A 16,311-nucleotide genomic window follows, 5' to 3' on the forward strand; every position below is an offset into this window, starting at 1 on the left:
GACGACGCCGGCCGCGACGACGCGCGCCCCGGCCCGGCGCCGCGCTCGTCCGTCCGACACCTCCGAGGAGTGCCCGTGAGCCCCACCGCCCAGCCCCCGACCGAGAACAGCGCGCCGCCGCGGGAGCGGGGCTCTCTCGCCCGCCGGCTCGGGATCGCGTGGCAGCTGCACGGCGACGGCAGGACCGTGCCGCCGGGCCGCGTCGTCGCCCCCGAGGAGCGGCTGCGGTGGGGCAGGACCGTGAGCATCGGGGCCCAGCACGTGGTCGCGATGTTCGGCTCGACCTTCCTGGTCCCCCTCATCACCGGCTTCCCGCCCTCGACGACGCTGTTCTTCTCCGGGATCGGCACCGTCCTGTTCCTGCTGCTCACCGCCGGGCGGGTGCCCTCCTACCTCGGGTCCTCCTTCGCCTTCATCGCGCCCATCGGCGCGGCCACCAACCAGTACGGCCCGGGCGGGGCCCTGGGCGGGGTGGTCATGGCGGGCGTCGCCCTGTTCGTGATCGGGCTGATCGTCCAGCGGGCGGGGACGGGCTGGCTGCAGAAGCTCATGCCGCCCCTGGTCACCGGCAGCATCGTGGCGCTGATCGGCTTCAACCTGGCACCCTCCGCCAAGGACAACTTCATGGCGGCCCCGGTGACGGCCCTGGTCACCCTGGGCTCGATCATCCTGGTCTCGGTGCTCTTCCGGGGCATGCTGGGCCGCCTGTCCATCCTGGTCGGCGTCGTGATCGGCTACATCACCGCGGTGATCCGCGGCGAGGTCGACTTCTCCGCCATCCGCGCCGCCTGGGAGAGCGAGGGGCTGTTCGGCCTGCCGCAGTTCCACGCCCCCGAGTTCCACCTGGCCGTGGTGGGCCTGTTCGTCCCGGTGGTGCTGGTGCTGGTCGCCGAGAACATCGGGCACGTGAAGTCCGTGGCACTGATGACCGGCAGGAACCTGGACCGCTACGCCGGGCGGGCGATCATGGCCGACGGGCTGGCGACGACGATCGCCGGCTCCGGCGGCGGCTCCGGGACGACCACGTACGCCGAGAACATCGGCGTCATGGCCGCCACCAAGGTGTACTCGACCGCGGCCTACTGGGTCGCGGCGATCTTCGCGCTGCTGCTCTCCGTGCTCCCCGTCTTCGGCGCCGCCGTGGCCACGGTCCCGGCCGGGGTCCTCGGCGGGGCCGCCACGGTGCTGTACGGCATGATCGGGATGCTGGGCGTGCGCATCTGGGTGCAGAACCGGGTGGACTTCTCCAACCAGGTCAACCTGACCACGGCCGCCGTCGCCCTGATCGTGGGCATCGCCGACTACACCTGGGACATCGGCGGGCTGCAGTTCGCCGGCATCGCCCTGGGCACGGGCGCGACGCTGGTGGTCTACCACCTGATGGCCTTCATCGCCCGCAAGCGCGGCTCGATCGGCGCGGACCCGCTGGAGCCCGACTCCACGCAGGACCCCTCGCCGATGGGGTGAGGCCGGCCGGCTTCTCCTCAGCCGACCTGAGGCCTGGACACCTCCTGCACGGCGACGCCTGGGGTGAGGCTCAGTGCGAGCCAAAAGGGCGGCTCCCCCTCCATCCCCTACTCCGCGACGGGATATCGCACCTCGCGTACGATCCCTGACTCGATGACGACCGAGGCCCATTCGGGAAGAGGCTCGACGGCAGGAACGGCTGTGCCTTCCCCGTCTTCGCCTGAGAGCCCGCGGGCCGCCTCGTTCGCCTCTCTGAGCTCCCGGTCCCCCAGGCCCCCCGGAACTCGGACGTGCCAGCGGCCGGGAGAGACCTCCACGCCATCAACCGCTGCGAGCAAGGCCGCCACCGGTCCGAACGGTGAATGACGCAGACCCGCCCCCGGGAGCAGGATCCATTCGTCCGCCCCCGTCAGCTGATACAGGTCGCCTTCCACCATCCTCGATTCCGGGAGGCTCTCGACGCCCTCCGGAGTATGCATCGTGCCGGACTGCGCGAAGGTCACCAGTCGCGGATACGCATACCCTTCTACCACGACCCGCAACGACCCCGTGCCGGTCTCCACGCAGTTCTCGAACCGTTCCCCATAAGGACCGGAGTTCAACGTCCGTTCGACGGCTGCACGAAATCCATGCAGACCGGACCGTTCCTGATCTTTCACCACATCCTCCTGCACACCCCGTGACAGGTCCGGGCGAACAGCAGATACCGATGCATTCTCCAATACCCCCCCCTCGCCAGGCCCCCGCCTGGCTCTTGGCGTCCCCCAGGCATCACATCAGATGCCCCGCCCTGTCACTAGGAGAAACTAAGGCGTTCGACCAGTATATTATAAAGTGACGAGAGACACCATACCTGGGACGTGCTCCCCCATTAAGAGGCCGCGGGAAACTCCTCCACCGCGACGTCAGAGCGATCCGTGATGATGCCGTCCGCTCCCAGGCGCACCAGCCGCCGCATCTCCTCGCGCTCGTCCACCGTCCAGACCTCCACCCGGTAGCCGCAGGCGTGGGCCGCGGCGACGAAGCGCCTGCTGACGACGCGGACCGTCAGCGGCCCCACCCGGCGCGCGGCGGGCACCTGGAGCGCGTCGAAGGGCGCGATCCACCGCCCCAGCAGGCGGGCGGCGCGGGGCCAGAGGGCGGCCGTCCCGCGCGGGCCGAGCAGCCTCGTCGTCAACCAGAAGGCGAAGATGCCGCCGTAGCCGGGGCTGGCGAGGAGGCGGCCGTGGCCCGCCTCCAGCTCCCGCTGGACGCGGCGGCGCCGGGACTCGGAGAAGGAGGCCAGCCGGATCCTGTCCCGCGCGCCGGCCGCGAGCACGACGCCGGGGACCGCGGCCACGGCGCCCTCGTCCTTGAGGTCGATGTTGAAGCGCAGCTCGGGGAAGGTCCGCAGGGCCTCGGCGAGGGTCGGGATGCGTTCCCCGCCGGGCAGGCGGACCTCGCGGAGGTCCTCCGCGGTCATCTCCGCGACGTCGCCGGGGATGCCGGCCACGCGCTCCAGGGAGGGGTCGTGGATGAGGACGGGGACGCCGTCGGCGGTGGTGTTCACGTCCGTCTCGATCCAGCGGACGCCCAGCTCCGCCGCGGCGCGGAAGGCCTCCAGCGTGTTCTCGGCGGCCTCGGCCGCGAAGCCGCGGTGGGCCAGGACCTCGACCGCGGGGCCTGCGGGCGCACCGGGCCCGCTGCGCTCGTCGCGCCGAGGCCCGCCACGCTCACCGCGCCAGGGTCCGCCGCGGCCCTCGCGCCAGGCCGTGCGGCCGCTCCCGCGACCTCTCTCGCGTCCGTCCCCGCCGCGCTCATCGCCTCCGGCGCCGCGGGCTCCCTCTGGTCCGTTCTCCCGCACGGCCGCCGCCCTAGGCCTGCTCGGCGATCAGCCGCTCGATGGTCTGGGCCACGCCGTCCTCCTCGAAGGGCGGGCAGGTCCTGCCGACCGCCTCGATGACCTCGGGCCATCCGCAGGCCATCGCGTAGCCGTGCCGCGCCCAGCGCAGCATCTCGGTGTCGTTGGGCATGTCCCCGAAGGCCGCCACCTCATCGGCCGCGATGCCCCGCTCGGCGCACCAGCGGGCGAGGGTGCGCCCCTTGGACAGCCCCGGCTGCCCGACCTCCGCCAGCGGCAGGTTGGCCACCGCGTGGGTCACGGAGACGACGTCGCCCGCCTCCTCCACGACCTGCTCGTAGAGCTCGCGGGGCTGCAGGGAGTCGTCCTTGACGAGCAGCTTGATGACGCCGGTGGCGGGATCCAGGCGAGCCTCGATCGGCCCCACCTCCACATCGCCCGTCTCGATGATGTTGGTCCGGCCCCAGTTCTCCTCCTCCAGGACCGCGTCCAGGGTCTCGGCGCAGAACCTGGCCCGCGGCAGCCTGCGGCCGAGGCGGCGCATCAGGTCCAGCACGACGCCGCCGTCCACCAGCTCCGACTCCAGCACCTCGTCCTTCGCGAGGTCGTAGACCACGGCGCCGTTGGAGCAGATGACCACCGAGTCGTACTCCAGCTGCTCGTGCAGCGGGTCCAGCCACCGGTGCGGCCGGCCGGTCACGAACACGACCTCGATCCCCGCCTCCTGGGCCGCCGTGAAGGCCTCCAGGGTCCGCGGCCGGAAACGGAAGTCGGGACCGAGCACGGTCCCGTCCATGTCCGTGGCGATCAGCTTGATCACGCGGCGACCTCGTAGGTGGGCGTCAGGAAGGCCCGGCCGATGCCGTGGAAGAACAGGTTGAAGTTCACCACGGCTGGGCTCGCGCTCTCGTCGACCTCCAGCTCCTCCACGTCCACCGCGGTGACGCAGAAGATGTAGCGGTGCGCGCCGTGACCGGGAGGCGGGGCGGCGCCGGTGAACTCGCGGTTGCCGCCGTCGTTGAGGTGCTTGACGGCGCCCTCGATCTCCCGCGAGGCCCAGCCGGTCGGCAGCTCGGTGACCGAGGCCGGGATGTTGGAGACGCAGGCGTGCCAGAAGCCGGACGGGGTGGGCGCGTCGGGGTCGAAGCAGGTCACCACGTAGGACTTGGTGCCCTCGGGGGCGCCGGACCAGGCCAGCTGCGGGGCGAGGTCCTCGCCGCCCTCGATGCCCATCACGGCGGAGGCGTGGGGCAGCGCGAGGGGCTCGCCGTCGCGGGCGTCCTCGGAGGTCAGGGTGAACTCGGGGAGTTCGGGCAGGTCGGCGTAGGGGGAGCGGTTCAGCATGATCGCCTCTTCTCTCGTGTCGCTTCTCGGTCGGTCTCGTACGGTCTGGTCGATGGACGGGCGCTGCGCGGCCCGGGACCGGCGGCGTCCGCCGCGGGACGGAGCTGCCCGCCCGGAGGGAGCCGCCGGGCCCGCATCAGGGAGCGGGCCGGCGTCGTCCCCTCCCGCTCAGGCGGCGAGCTCCTCCCGGGTGGGAGGGTTGGCGCCGGGCCGGGAGACGGTGATGCCGGCGGCCTTGGCCGCGTAGGCGAGGATCCCGGAGACCTCGGCGTCGCCCAGCCCCGCCACGCGCTCGGAGGCCCCGGCGCCGGAGATCCCCCGGTCCACCAGGGCGGAGATCAGGGCCGCCATGAGCGAGTCCCCGGCCCCCACGGTGTCCGCGACCTCGACCTGGTGGGCGGGGACCCGGACGCCCTCCGGGCCGGTGCCGCGGCTCAGCGCCCAGGGGCCCAGCTCGCCGCGGGTCACCACGACGAGGCTCGCCCCGGCCTCGAGCCAGGCCCGCGCGGTCTCCTCGACGGTCCGTCCCGGGTAGAGCCACAGCAGGTCCTCGTCCGAGGCCTTCACGACGTCGGCGTGCTCGACCACCGACTCGGCCCATCCCCGGGCCTGGGAGGAGTCCGGGACGATGGTCGGGCGGCAGTTCGGATCGTAGGAGACCAGGGCGTGCGAGGCGGCCGCGCGGACGGCGTCGAGGACCGTGGAGGCCCCGGGCTCGAGCATCGCGCCGATCGACCCGACGTGCAGCATCTCCGTGCCGGCGAGGATCTCGCCCAGCTGGTCCGCGGCGGCGTCGAGGTTCCAGTCGAGCTGGAAGTCGTAGGACATCGAGCCGCGCTGGTCCATCGTGGCCTCGGCGACCGAGGTCGGAGCGTCGTCGGGCCCCACCGGCAGCTCGACGCCGGACTCCCGCAGATGCGACTCGAGCAGGGCGCCGTTCTCGTCCCGGCCGTAGCGGCCGACGAACAGGGTACGGTGCCCGAGCCGGGCGAGCCCGACCGCGACGTTCATGGGGCTTCCGCCGGGGTGGGCGCGCGAGCCTCGATCCCCGCTCCGGACGATATCGATCAGGGCCTCGCCAATCACGGTCAACATGCCCCCAGCTTACCGATCGCGGCAGGCTCCGCGAGGTCGGTGGCGGCACGCGCCATCGATTATCCTAGGAGACGGTCGCATTGCAATGTTTGTGCAAGCAGCACGCCCGGGTCAGCGACGCCCCGGAGCGAGGAAGAGTTAATCACCAGTGACTACATCTGTAACCCCCACCGAATGGTCCCGCCGCGAAGAGCTGGCCGAGGCGATGATCCCGCTGATCGGCCGTCTGCACCGGGAGAACCGGGTGGTCGTGAACATCCACGGCCGCAGCCTGATCAACCAGTCGGTCACGGACATCATCAAGGCCCACCGCTGGGCGCGCCAGATCGACACCGTGGAGCTCAGCCTCGAGGAGACCTACCCGATCGTCGAGGCCCTGGACCGCCTCGAGCTCGGGCCCGCCTCGGTGGACCTGGCCCGCCTGAACAAGCTCCACAAGTCCCAGGGCAACGACGCCGACCTGGACGGATGGCTGCGTGGCCAGCTCTCAGAGGTGGTCGGGCAGCAGGACGAGAACGGCCACACCGACCAGGACATCGTGCTCTACGGCTTCGGCCGCATCGGGCGCCTGCTGGCCCGGATCCTGATCGAGCGCGGGCTGGGCTCGGGGCTGAACCTGCGCGCCGTCGTCGTGCGCAGGAACGGCGAGGACGACCTCTACAAGCGCGCCTCGCTGCTGCGCCGGGACTCCGTGCACGGCGCCTTCCAGGGCACCATCCAGGCGGATCCGGAGAACGACGTCGTCACCGCCAACGGCGTGCCGATTCAGTTCATCTACTCCTCGGACCCGGCCACGGTCGACTACGAGCAGTACGGCATCCGCGACGCGCTGGTCATCGACAACACCGGCCGCTGGCGCGACGAGGAGGGCCTCTCCCAGCACCTGCAGGCCAAGGGCGCGGCGAAGGTCCTGCTGACCGCGCCGGGCAAGGGCGAGCTGAAGAACATCGTGTGCGGCGTCAACGACGCGATCATCTCCCCCGAGGACACGATCGTCTCCGCCGCCTCCTGCACGACCAACGCCATCACCCCGGTGCTGAAGGTCCTCGACGACGAGTACGGCGTGCGCCACGGCCACGTCGAGACGGTGCACTCCTTCACCAACGACCAGAACCTCATCGACAACTTCCACCGGGGCGACCGGCGCGGGCGCTCGGCCGCGCTGAACATGGTGCTGACCGAGACCGGGGCCGCGAAGGCCGTGGCCAAGGCCCTGCCGCAGCTCAAGGGCAAGCTCACGGGCAACTCCATCCGCGTCCCCACCCCGGACGTCTCGATGGCGATCCTGAACCTGCAGCTGGAGAAGGAGCCCGAGTCCAAGGACTCGCTGAACACCTACCTCAGGGACATGTCCCTGAACTCCTCGCTGCGCAAGCAGATCGACTACACGGACTCGCACGAGGTCGTCTCCACCGACTTCGTGGGCTCGCGCCGGGCGGGGATCGTGGACGGGCTGGCGACGATCGTCTCCGGGAACTCCGTGGTGGTCTACGTCTGGTACGACAACGAGTTCGGATACTCCTGCCAGGTGATCCGCGTGGTCGAGGAGATGGCCGACGCCCACCCGGCCAGCTTCCCCCGCGGCTAGCGGAGGCAGCCGGCGGGGCACGACGCCGGTCCCGCGCCGGGTGAGAGGGCCCGCACCGGTTCCCCGGTGCGGGCCCTTCGTCGTCCCGGCGGGCGGGTGCGCGGCGCTCGGGGCGGCCCCGGGCGCGCGAGCGCGGAACGGGTCTCAGCGGCGGTAGAAGGCCTCCACCGCGCGGCCGAGCGCCGCGGCGTCGTCGATGTGGCACATCTCCCGGGCCGAGTGCATCGAGAGCAGGCCCAGGCCGACGTCGACGGTCCGGATCCCCAGCCGGGTCGCGGTGATCGGGCCGATGGTCGAGCCGCAGGGGACGTCGTTGTTGGACACGAACTCCTGGTACGGCACGCCGGCGTCCTCGCAGGCCAGCGCCCACTCGGCGGCGCCGACGGCGTCGGTCGCGTAGCGCTGGTTCGCGTTGATCTTCAGCAGCGGCCCCCGGCCCGGGGACGGGCGGTTCACGGGGTCGTGGTGGCCCGGGTAGTTCGGGTGCACGAGGTGGCCGGCGTCGGAGGACAGGCACACCGAGGCCGCGAGCGCGCGGCGGTGCTCCTCCGCGCCGCCGCGGGCGGCGTCGAGCCGGACCAGGACGTCCTCCAGGATCGGTCCGGCGGCCCCGGAGCGGGTGCCCGAGCCGATCTCCTCGTGGTCGAAGGCCGCCAGCACGAGCGTGCGGCCCGAGGCGCTGCCGCCGGCCTCGGCCGCGCGGATCAGGGCCTGCGTCCCGGCGTGGACCGAGGAGAGGTTGTCCAGCCTGCCGGAGGCGAGGAACTGACCCTGGGCGCCGAAGAGGCGGGCGGGCTGGGCGTCGGCGAGGACGACGTCGTGCCCCAGGATCGCGGAGGCCTCCACGGGGCCGCCCGGGCCCTCGGCGTGGCGGCCCAGGAAGGCGAGCACGTCGCCCTCGTCCTCGCCGGTGTCCCAGATCGGCTGGGTGTGGGCCTGCCGGTCCAGCGTCAGGCCCTCGTTGGCGGAGCGGTCCAGGTGGATCGCCAGCTGCGGGATGCGGGCCACGGGCCCGGTGGAGACCAGCCGCTCCCCCGTGCCGCCGTCGGCCTCGCGGACCACGAGGCGGCCCGCCATGCGCAGCTCGCGGTCGAGCCAGGAGTTCAGCAGCGCCCCGCCGTAGACCTCGACGCCGGCCTGCCGCCACCCGAAGCGACCCGTGGAGGGGCGCGGCTTGAGCTTGAAGGAGGGCGAGTCGGTGTGGGCGCCCAGGATGCGGAAGCCCGGCCTCGCCTCCTCCGGGACGTGCCAGGCGATCAGGGCGCCGTCGCGGACGAGGAACGCCCCGCCGGGCTCCGCGCCGAACGGCTCCGCCTCGTCCAGGCGCCGGAACCCCGCGGCCTCGAGGCGGCGGGCCGCCTCGGCCGCGGCGTGGAAGGAGGAGGGGGAGGCGGCCACGAAGGCGCCGAGGTCCTCGGCGTGGGCGGCGGGGTCGGGTGCGGTCGCGGTGCTGCTGGTCATGCACCCATCCTAGGGGCGGGCCCCGGGCGGCAGGAGCACCCGGCGCCGGGTCTGGACGCCGCGGCGCCGGGCGAGCAGCACGATGAGCGCGGCGTAGCCGAGGTCCAGGACCAGCGCCACCGCGAGGTCGAAGGGACTGCCGCCCTCCGAGGCGAAGGGGTCCGCCCAGCCGATGGCGCCGAGCAGCAGCCCGATGACGTTGTTGGACACGTGCAGGCCGATCGCGGCCTCCAGGCCGCCGGTGCGGTAGCAGAGGTACCCGGCCACCAGCGCCATGGCCCCCACGCTCGCCTGGCCCCACGGGTCGTACCCGTGCCCGAGGACGAAGATCGGCACGGGCAGCACGATCGCCCACGCCGGGTGCCGCAGCCAGCGCCCGATGGTCTGCATCAGGTAGCCGCGGAAGGCGAACTCCTCGGCCGCGCACTGGACGGGGACCAGCACCAGGGTCAGCGCGAGGATCCAGAGGCCGACGGCGGGGTCGAAGGAGGTCTCGGGCGCCGGGGCCCCCGCGGCGAGCGGCACGCCGATGAGCAGCCCCTGCACCACGGCGTACAGCCCGAAGCCCGCGAGCAGGCAGAGGCCCAGCCACCCCCAGCGCAGCCGCCCCGCGACGGAGGAGATCAGGCCCAGCGGCGCCGGGCCCATGATCGTCCGCGCCAGCAGCACGCAGGGCAGCATGATCACGATGCTGAAGAAGGTGATGAAGAAGACGAGCGGCTGGGTGAAGATGTCCGTGGGGTAGCCGGAGGAGGTGACCTCCAGGGACACGTCGGGGCCGCCCGGCAGGAGGGCCACCATGCCGAGGAGGAGGCCCAGCACGATGCTGACGAGGAAGAAGAGCGGGGCCGAGATGACGACCTCGACCAGCGGCTTCCACCACCGGTGGCGCGGGTCGGCGCGGCTGAGCCGGTGGTAGGCGAGCTCCGCGGGGCGGGGCGCCGGAGCGGCGGCCGCGGCGGCGCCGGCCGGGACGGGATGGGCGGAGAGGGGCTCCGCGGCGCGGGGCGGGGCGCCCCGCGGGGACTCGGCCGGGCCGGCGCCGCCGGGCCCCGCCGGTGCCGGGCCGGGCGGGGTCGGGGATGTCCGCGAGGAGGAGGACGCCGGCTCCGAGGCTCGGCTGTGGCGATCGGTCATGCCCCCAGCCTATTCATCTCATCCCCTTTCCGACCCGCACGTCGTGCGACGAAAGGCGCAGCCCAGCGGATCGGCCGCCGATATTTCCGTTTCCCCAGGTCACCGCGTAACTTATTTCACATCATCACCGGTGGCCGGCGGCATGGAAGCCGAGGGCCCGCACCCTCTCGAGGAAAAACGCCATGGCATACACGTTCAACGCCCCTCCCAACTGGCCCCAGCCCCCGGAGGGCTGGCGCCCGGGTCCCGGCTGGCAGCCCGACCCCTCCTGGGGCCCGGCCCCGGAGGGCTGGGTCTTCTGGAAGGACGAGCAGGGCCGGCCTGTGGGCCCGGACGGCGTCCCGGTGGATCCGGCCCCCGGGAGCCGCGAGGCCGACGTCGCCGACGGGTCTGCGGCCGCAGGGTCCGGGGTCGGAGGGACCAGGGCCACAGCGTCCGGGGCCGGAGAACCCGCGCCCGGTGAGCCCGCGCCCTTAGGGACCGCCGACGGAGCCGGTCCCGACGCCCCGGAGAACGCGGCATCCGGCGGGGGACGGCAGGATGACGGATGGGCCGCGGCCTCGGCCGCCTCCGCCCGAGACCCTGAACAGGGATGGGCCGGTGCCGCTCCCGCCGGCTCCGGCGCGGCGGCCGGCGCGGGCGGTGCAACCGGCGCGGGCGGAGGCGGCTGGGGCGGCGCGGACGCCGGCGGTCCGGGCGGGACCCCTCAGGAGCCCCCGCGGAAGAAGAGCTTCTTCACCTCCACCGCCGGGATCCTCTCCATCATCGGAGCCGTCCTGCTGATCCTGATCGTCGTCCTCGTCATCGTCCTCGTGGGCTTCTTCCGCTCGGCGGGGGACCCCGTGGCCGACGACGACCGCGAGGTCGGCCCCTCCGTCTCGGCCTCGGCGTCGTCCTCGTCCTCCCCGTCGGAGAGCTCGTCCTCCCCCTCGGAGAGCTCGCAGGCGCCCGCCTCCGGCGACCCCGGCGCCCGGCCCAGCGGCACCCGTCCGGACCAGGGCATCGAGGCCACCACGGCGGACCCGGTCTACTCCTTCAACGGCCGGGGTGAGCAGAGGGTCGAGGCGGACCTCGACCCGAACACCCTCTACTACGTCGAGTACTGGTACCAGGGCGACTCCAACTTCATCGTCTGGGGCCTCGACGCCGGCGAGGAGGGCGACCTGCTGGCCAACGAGATCGGCACCACCGCCGGCTCCCATTGGGTGGACCCCGACGACTTCTACTCGACGGAGGGGTTCAGCATCGACGCCGACGACGAGGGCGTCTGGGAGCTCAAGGTCTACGACACCCAGGCCCTGGGCATCTCCGAGGACCAGGACGAGGCCGTCCTCAGCGGCAGCGTGGCCTTCGGCTACACCGGCGACGGCACCACGGCGACGTTCGCCTACCGCAGCGGCAAGGAGGGCCTCACCGTCACCGGGTACAGCATGGACGGCGAGACCCTCTTCACGGAGAGCATCGAGGCCGGTTCGGACACGGAGGTGAAGCTCCCCGCCAGCAGCGAGGACGACCCGGTCCTGGTCCAAGTCGAGAGCACCTACGGCGAGACCGAGTGGAGCCTGGCCTTCGAGTGAGCCGCCTCGGCCCCTAGCCGCACCGCCGGGCCAGGCGCGCCGCCCGCCGGTTGACGCCGGCGGCGCGCGCGGCGTCGAGGATCAGCAGGATCACGGCGAGCCACACGATCGCGAAGCCGATCCAGCGACCCGTCGACATGTGCTCCCCGAAGACGAGGTAGCCGATGAGGAACTGCAGGATCGGGGTCAGGTACTGGAACATGCCCACCGCGGAGAGCGGCAGCCGCGAGGCGGCGCCGGCGAAGCACAGCAGCGGCGTCGCGGTGATGATCCCGGAGGCGACCAGCAGCAGCGTCGTCGGCGTGTCCGCCCCGGTGAGGGCCAGGCCGCCGCCCGCCCCGACGACGATCAGGAAGATCCCGGCGGGGATCGTCAGCCACGCCGTCTCGAAGCTCAGCCCCGTCAGCGCGTCCACGCGCGAGCCCACGTTCTTCTTCACCAGCCCGTAGAGGGCGAAGGAGACGGCCAGCACGAGCGAGATCCACGGCAGCGCCCCATAGTCCACGCTGAGCACGACGACGGCCGCGAAGCTCAGCCCCACGGAGACCCACTGCATCGGACGCAGCCGCTCGCGCAGGACGACCACGCCCAGCACGATCGTCACCAGCGGGTTGAAGAAGTAGCCGAGCGAGGCCTCCAGGACGTGCCCCGTGGTGGTGGCGATAATGTAGACGAGCCAGTTGACCGAGACGATGAACCCCGCCAGTCCCAGGGTCAGGTTGATCCGCGGCGCGCGGAAGGCGGCGACCACCCGACCCCACGAGCGGGTCGCGGTCACCAGGACCAGGCACAGCACCAGCGAGAACACGATCCGCCAGCCGAGGATCTCCAGGGCCGGGATGCCCGTCAGCGCGTTGAAGTAGAGCGGCAGGAAGCCCCAGATGCCGTAGGCGCCCAGGGCCAGCAGGACGCCCGCGCGCAGCCGCGAGCCCTCCTTGCCGGGGGCACCCTCCTCCCCGGAGACCGCCCGCTGCCCCGCCGGCGGATCGCCGCCCGGCGGGATGACGGCGTGCAGGGCCCCGGTCACTGCGGCGGGTTCGTTCGCTGAGGATTCGCTGGGAGGAGTCACCTCCCCAGGGTATGCCTCAGCGCCTCCTCCAGCCGAGTGAACCGGAACGTGTATCCGTGGGCCGCGAGGACGCCGGGCACGAGCCGGGCGCTGCTCAGGGCGAGCTCCCGCGCTCCCTGCCTCCCGAGCAGGGCGGCGGGCGCGGCGGCCGGCGTCGGGATCACGGCCGGACGCCGGAGCACCCGGCCCAGGGTCCTGGCGAACTCCGCCTGCCTCACGCCGCCGGGCGCCGCCGCGTTGACCGGCCCGGAGATCCCTGGGCTCGCGGCGGTCCAGGCGTAGATCTGCACGAGGTCGTCCAGGGAGATCCAGGGCTGCCACATCCGGCCGCCGCCCATCGGACCCCCTCCACCGGCGAGGTACAGCGGCAGCTGGGCCGCCAGCAGGCCGCCGCCGGCGCTCATCACCAGCCCGGTGCGGATCGTCGCGACCCGGATGCCGGCCGTCTCCGCCTCCGCGGCCGCCGCCTCCCAGCGCCGGCAGACCTCGGCGAGGAAGTCCTCGCCGGGGGCGGCGGACTCGTCCACCTCGCCGGCGTCGTGCCCGTAGTAGCCGCTGGCCGAGGCGCTGACCAGGGTCTGCGGTCCGCCGCGTCCGGCCACCGCGCTCATGGCCCGGACGATGGTCCCGGTCGCGTCGAGGCGGGAGTCCAGCACCTCCTGGCGGTGCTTCCGGGTGAAGGGACCCGCGATGCCGGCGCCGGAGAGGTTGACGACGACGTCGGTCCCCCGCAGGAGCTCCGCGTCCAGCACCCCGCGGGCCGGGTCCCAGGCGATGGCGTCCTCGCCGAGCCTCCGGCTGGGCCCGCTCCGCCGCCTCAGCGCGATCACCCGGTGCCCGCCCGAGCGCAGCAGCGCGCTCAGCTGGGTGCCGACCAGCCCCGAGGCGCCCGCGATCACGACCGTCATCGGCTCGGGCCGCAGCTCGCGGAGCCGGGCGTGGAAGTCGAGGTCGGCGCGGGTGTTCCGGGTGCGGAAGCCGAAGACCCGCTCCAGCTCGCCCTCGAAGGCCCGCGCGCCGAGCCGGAACCTGCGGTCCAGGCCGCCGGGGAGCTCGTACTCGACCCGGTCCGAGACCTCGGTGCCGCCGCCGGGCGCGTCGGTGAAGGCGTGCCGGTGCCGCCAGGAGCGCAGCGGGCCGCGGTCCATGACGTCGGTGAAGCCCTCGCCAGGGGCGTACTCGGTGTGGACGGCGCGCCAGCGCACCCCGCCCCGCAGCGGGAGCCCGGCGGGCAGGGCGCCGTCGGCCCAGGGCACGCCCATCAGGAGCCGGGTCACCGAGCCCACCTCGAGCCCGTCGGTGGGCTCCTGCAGCACCTTCGAGCTCCAGTCCGGGCTGAGCCGCACGACGGCGCCCGGCGAGGCGTACCAGCCGGCCACCTCCTGGCGGGGACGCGGGATCGTGGCCGAGTAGCGGAAGACGCTCATAGGTCGTTCCTCACTTTCTCCCAGGGCTCCACCTCGCCCGGCACCAGGCGGAACAGCGGGTGCAGACGGGGCAGGCCGGAGCGCAGCAGCGCCTCGAAGGCGTCGACCGTCTTGGGCGAGCGCATGCGCAGCTTGAACAGCAGCAGCTCCGCCTCGTAGCGGACCTGCCCCTCGGTGACGGGGATGCGGGGGACCCGGGCCTCGGCGGGCGCCTCCGGGTCGGAGCGGGAGGCCGGCGCCGGGCCGTCGACCGCTGCGGGGGCGGCCGGGGCATGGCGGGCGTCGACGAAGCCGAGGCCGGTGAGGTCGGGGCCGGGGTCGGCGACGTCGGCCTCCGCGGCGATGAGGGGACCCGGAATGATCTTCCCGCGGTCGAAGTTGTACCCGCGGGCCGCCGCCTCCTCCGCGAGGGGGCGCAGGAAGGCGGACATCGCCGCCTGCGGGTCGGGGGCGCTCTTGAAGCGCACCAGCTGGGGGTGGTTGCGGTACCCGTGGGTGGCCCCGGCCAGCACCTTCTGGGCCAGCAGCGCCTCGCGCCAGCCGGCCACCAGGCCCTTGGCGTCGAGGTGGTCGGGGTGCAGGGACCAGAGCCTCACGGGAGCGCTCCCTCCGATCGTGGGGGCCGCCGGGCGGCCGTCTGATCCCCAGCCTACCCGCGAGCCCCGCCGGTCACGACGTCGCGGGCTCCGCCTCCTTGAAGGAGTCCTCGATCTCCTCGAGCGACTTGCCCTTGGTCTCGGGGACCTTGAGCCGCACCCAGATCAGGGCGAGGACCTGCAGCGCCACGAAGAGCCCGATCGTCGCCCCCAGGCCCAGCGCGGCCGAGAGCATCGGGAAGAGCAGGGCCACCAGGAAGTTCATGGTCCACTGCACGCCGGTGCTGATGCCCATCGCGACGCCGCGGACCTTCAGCGGGTAGATCTCGGACATGAACAGCCACGTCATGGTGCCGATGCAGCACTGCATGAACCCCACGAAGACCACGATCGAGCCGAGGATGATCCACTTCTTCATCGGGTTCTCGTCCGGCATGAACACCGCGGTCGAGGCCAGCAGGCCCAGGGTGACGATGGTGGCGCACAGACCCACGGTGAGCATGGTCCGGCGCCGCACGCGCGAGATGATCCCCAGCGCGATGCCCACGCCCACCACGCCGGCCAGCCCGATCAGCAGGTTGACCACGAAGGCGGCGTTGCCCTCGAAGCCGGCGTCGGTGAGGATCGAGACCCCGTAGTACTGCACCACGTTGATCCCGGAGATCTGGTTGATGATCGCCATGCCGACGCCGATGTAGAGGATCCGGCGCATCCACCGCACCGAGAACAGCTCCGCCAGGGTGCCCTGCGAGGCCTTCTCGTCGCGCTGGGCGAGGCGCTTGACCTCGTCGCCCTCGCGGCTGCTGTACGCCTGCTCGCGGATCTCGCGCAGGACCTTCAGCATCGCGTCGATGCGGCCGCCGCGGGCCAGCCAGCGCGGCGACTCCGGCACCACCGTCAGGCCCGCCCACAGCACGATGGCCGGGACCAGGCACACGGAGAGCATCCAGCGCCAGGTGTTGGCGTGCTCGGCGTCCATGACGCCGGTGATCCCGGCGTTGAAGGCGAAGGCGAGGAACTGGCCGAAGACCACCATGAACTCGTTCTGGGAGACCATCCGCCCGCGCAGGTGGGAGGGTGCGAGCTCGGCGAGGTAGACGGGGATGGTCACCGAGGCGCCGCCGACGGCGAGGCCCAGGATGACGCGGAACCCGGAGAGGACCCACCACGCCGGCGAGAGCACCGAGCCCAGGGAGCCCAGCGTGAACAGGATCGCCACGACCACCATGGTCCGGTGCCGCCCGTAGCGGTCGGAGATCCGCCCGCCGAACACGGCGCCGAAGATCGCGCCGAACTGCAGCGCCGAGGTGATGAAGCCCTCGTACTGCTGGCTCATCTGGAAGTCCGCGGTCATGGAGGGCAGGGCGCCGTTGACGACGCCGGTGTCGTAGCCGAAGAGCAGCCCACCGAAGGTCAGGATGACGGCGATGAACCGCATCCTGCCGTTGAGCTTGGTACCGCCCCCGGGCGCTCCCCCATCCGCCTCGCGGCTCGTGGCTTCCTTCACGGCCTCGTCACCGCGTCCTCCGGATGGTTGAGACATCTCCGGCGTTCCTCCTCACAACTCAATACATCAATAAACCCGATGTGCGCTGGCTGCCAGCGCGCACCGGGGTCTTCCCTTCATTCAAGCACTTTTCGAGGCTATGCATCCCGAGAGATGGGCCACTCTGCTAGGGTGGGGCTCAATGTCCTAACAATGAGACAAAC

Annotated in this window: 14 protein-coding genes; 3 read left to right on the top strand and 11 right to left on the bottom strand. The window is 72.5% G+C overall.

Annotated features, from left to right (window positions below; translation table 11 throughout):
- Positions 1-153 precede the first annotated feature (153 nt).
- Positions 154-1,467: a uracil-xanthine permease family protein gene (locus EWV39_RS02815; RefSeq protein ID WP_238148076.1), complete on the top strand. Its 1,314-nt coding sequence runs from the start codon at positions 154-156 to the stop codon at positions 1,465-1,467.
- A gap of 107 nt (positions 1,468-1,574) precedes the next feature.
- Here EWV39_RS02815 and EWV39_RS02820 read toward each other — a convergent pair whose 3' ends face one another.
- The 5 genes from EWV39_RS02820 to EWV39_RS02840 all read right to left on the bottom strand — a co-directional run bounded on the left by EWV39_RS02820 (position 1,575) and on the right by EWV39_RS02840 (position 5,746).
- On the bottom strand, positions 1,575-2,126 hold the full coding sequence (locus EWV39_RS02820; protein ID WP_129656761.1) for a hypothetical protein: 552 nt from the start codon (positions 2,124-2,126) through the stop codon (positions 1,575-1,577).
- Positions 2,127-2,338: 212 nt separating this feature from the next.
- Positions 2,339-3,310 carry a glycerophosphodiester phosphodiesterase family protein gene (locus EWV39_RS02825; protein ID WP_238147980.1) on the bottom strand — a complete coding sequence of 324 codons (972 nt, stop codon included), beginning with the start codon at positions 3,308-3,310 and terminating at the stop codon, positions 2,339-2,341.
- 10 nt (positions 3,311-3,320) lie between these two features.
- Positions 3,321-4,127: an HAD family hydrolase gene (locus EWV39_RS02830; RefSeq protein WP_129656762.1), complete on the bottom strand. Its 807-nt coding sequence runs from the start codon at positions 4,125-4,127 to the stop codon at positions 3,321-3,323.
- Complete coding sequence (locus EWV39_RS02835) at positions 4,124-4,651, bottom strand: YbhB/YbcL family Raf kinase inhibitor-like protein (protein ID WP_129656763.1); 528 nt, start codon at positions 4,649-4,651, stop codon at positions 4,124-4,126. Before EWV39_RS02835 ends, EWV39_RS02830 begins: the two co-directional genes overlap by 4 nt.
- 168 nt (positions 4,652-4,819) lie before the next feature.
- The gene (locus tag EWV39_RS02840) at positions 4,820-5,746 is read right to left on the bottom strand and encodes a carbohydrate kinase family protein (RefSeq protein WP_129656764.1); all 927 of its coding nucleotides are present in this window, start codon (positions 5,744-5,746) and stop codon (positions 4,820-4,822) included.
- Between the two features lie 148 nt (positions 5,747-5,894).
- On the opposite strand from EWV39_RS02840, the gene EWV39_RS02845 reads away from it, so the two are divergent.
- Positions 5,895-7,334: a glyceraldehyde-3-phosphate dehydrogenase gene (locus EWV39_RS02845; protein ID WP_272947819.1), complete on the top strand. Its 1,440-nt coding sequence runs from the start codon at positions 5,895-5,897 to the stop codon at positions 7,332-7,334.
- A 144-nt stretch (positions 7,335-7,478) separates the two neighbouring features.
- On the opposite strand, the gene EWV39_RS02850 is transcribed toward EWV39_RS02845, so the two are convergent.
- Positions 7,479-8,795 (bottom strand): M18 family aminopeptidase, encoded by a 1,317-nt coding sequence (locus EWV39_RS02850; RefSeq protein WP_129656765.1) that lies wholly within the window; start codon positions 8,793-8,795, stop codon positions 7,479-7,481.
- Between the two features lie 9 nt (positions 8,796-8,804).
- Complete coding sequence (locus EWV39_RS02855; RefSeq protein WP_129656766.1) at positions 8,805-9,932, bottom strand: CPBP family intramembrane glutamic endopeptidase; 1,128 nt, start codon at positions 9,930-9,932, stop codon at positions 8,805-8,807.
- Positions 9,933-10,114: 182 nt separating this feature from the next.
- Between EWV39_RS02855 and EWV39_RS02860 the strand changes: the two genes are divergently transcribed.
- The gene (locus EWV39_RS02860) at positions 10,115-11,509 is read left to right on the top strand and encodes a hypothetical protein (RefSeq protein WP_129656767.1); all 1,395 of its coding nucleotides are present in this window, start codon (positions 10,115-10,117) and stop codon (positions 11,507-11,509) included.
- Positions 11,510-11,522: 13 nt separating this feature from the next.
- On the opposite strand, the gene rarD is transcribed toward EWV39_RS02860, so the two are convergent.
- From rarD to EWV39_RS02880, 4 genes are all read right to left on the bottom strand, one after another.
- Complete coding sequence (gene rarD, locus EWV39_RS02865; RefSeq protein ID WP_238147981.1) at positions 11,523-12,536, bottom strand: EamA family transporter RarD; 1,014 nt, start codon at positions 12,534-12,536, stop codon at positions 11,523-11,525.
- A 38-nt stretch (positions 12,537-12,574) separates the two neighbouring features.
- Positions 12,575-14,005 (bottom strand): TIGR01777 family oxidoreductase, encoded by a 1,431-nt coding sequence (locus EWV39_RS02870; RefSeq protein ID WP_129656768.1) that lies wholly within the window; start codon positions 14,003-14,005, stop codon positions 12,575-12,577.
- The gene (locus EWV39_RS02875) at positions 14,002-14,601 is read right to left on the bottom strand and encodes a pyrimidine dimer DNA glycosylase/endonuclease V (protein ID WP_129656769.1); all 600 of its coding nucleotides are present in this window, start codon (positions 14,599-14,601) and stop codon (positions 14,002-14,004) included. Before EWV39_RS02875 ends, EWV39_RS02870 begins: the two co-directional genes overlap by 4 nt.
- Before the next feature lie 73 nt (positions 14,602-14,674).
- Positions 14,675-16,144, bottom strand: a complete 1,470-nt coding sequence (locus EWV39_RS02880) for a sugar porter family MFS transporter (protein ID WP_202864874.1) — start codon at positions 16,142-16,144, stop codon at positions 14,675-14,677.
- Between the last annotated feature and the right edge of the window lie 167 nt (positions 16,145-16,311).

The sequence above is a fragment of the Rothia halotolerans genome (assembly GCF_004136635.1).
GTDB classification, from domain to species: Bacteria; Actinomycetota; Actinomycetes; order Actinomycetales; family Micrococcaceae; genus Rothia; species Rothia halotolerans.

Bases quoted from the DNA above. Each gene is read 5' to 3' on its own strand.
- EWV39_RS02835 (WP_129656763.1), bottom strand. From the start codon at position 4,651: ATGCTGAACCGCTCCCCCTACGCCGACCTGCCCGAACTCCCCGAGTTC.
- EWV39_RS02855 (WP_129656766.1), bottom strand. From the start codon at position 9,932: ATGACCGATCGCCACAGCCGAGCCTCGGAGCCGGCGTCCTCCTCCTCG.
- EWV39_RS02850 (WP_129656765.1), bottom strand. From the start codon at position 8,795: ATGACCAGCAGCACCGCGACCGCACCCGACCCCGCCGCCCACGCCGAG.
- EWV39_RS02840 (WP_129656764.1), bottom strand. From the start codon at position 5,746: ATGTTGACCGTGATTGGCGAGGCCCTGATCGATATCGTCCGGAGCGGG.
- EWV39_RS02860 (WP_129656767.1), top strand. From the start codon at position 10,115: ATGGCATACACGTTCAACGCCCCTCCCAACTGGCCCCAGCCCCCGGAG.
- EWV39_RS02870 (WP_129656768.1), bottom strand. From the start codon at position 14,005: ATGAGCGTCTTCCGCTACTCGGCCACGATCCCGCGTCCCCGCCAGGAG.
- EWV39_RS02880 (WP_202864874.1), bottom strand. From the start codon at position 16,144: ATGTCTCAACCATCCGGAGGACGCGGTGACGAGGCCGTGAAGGAAGCC.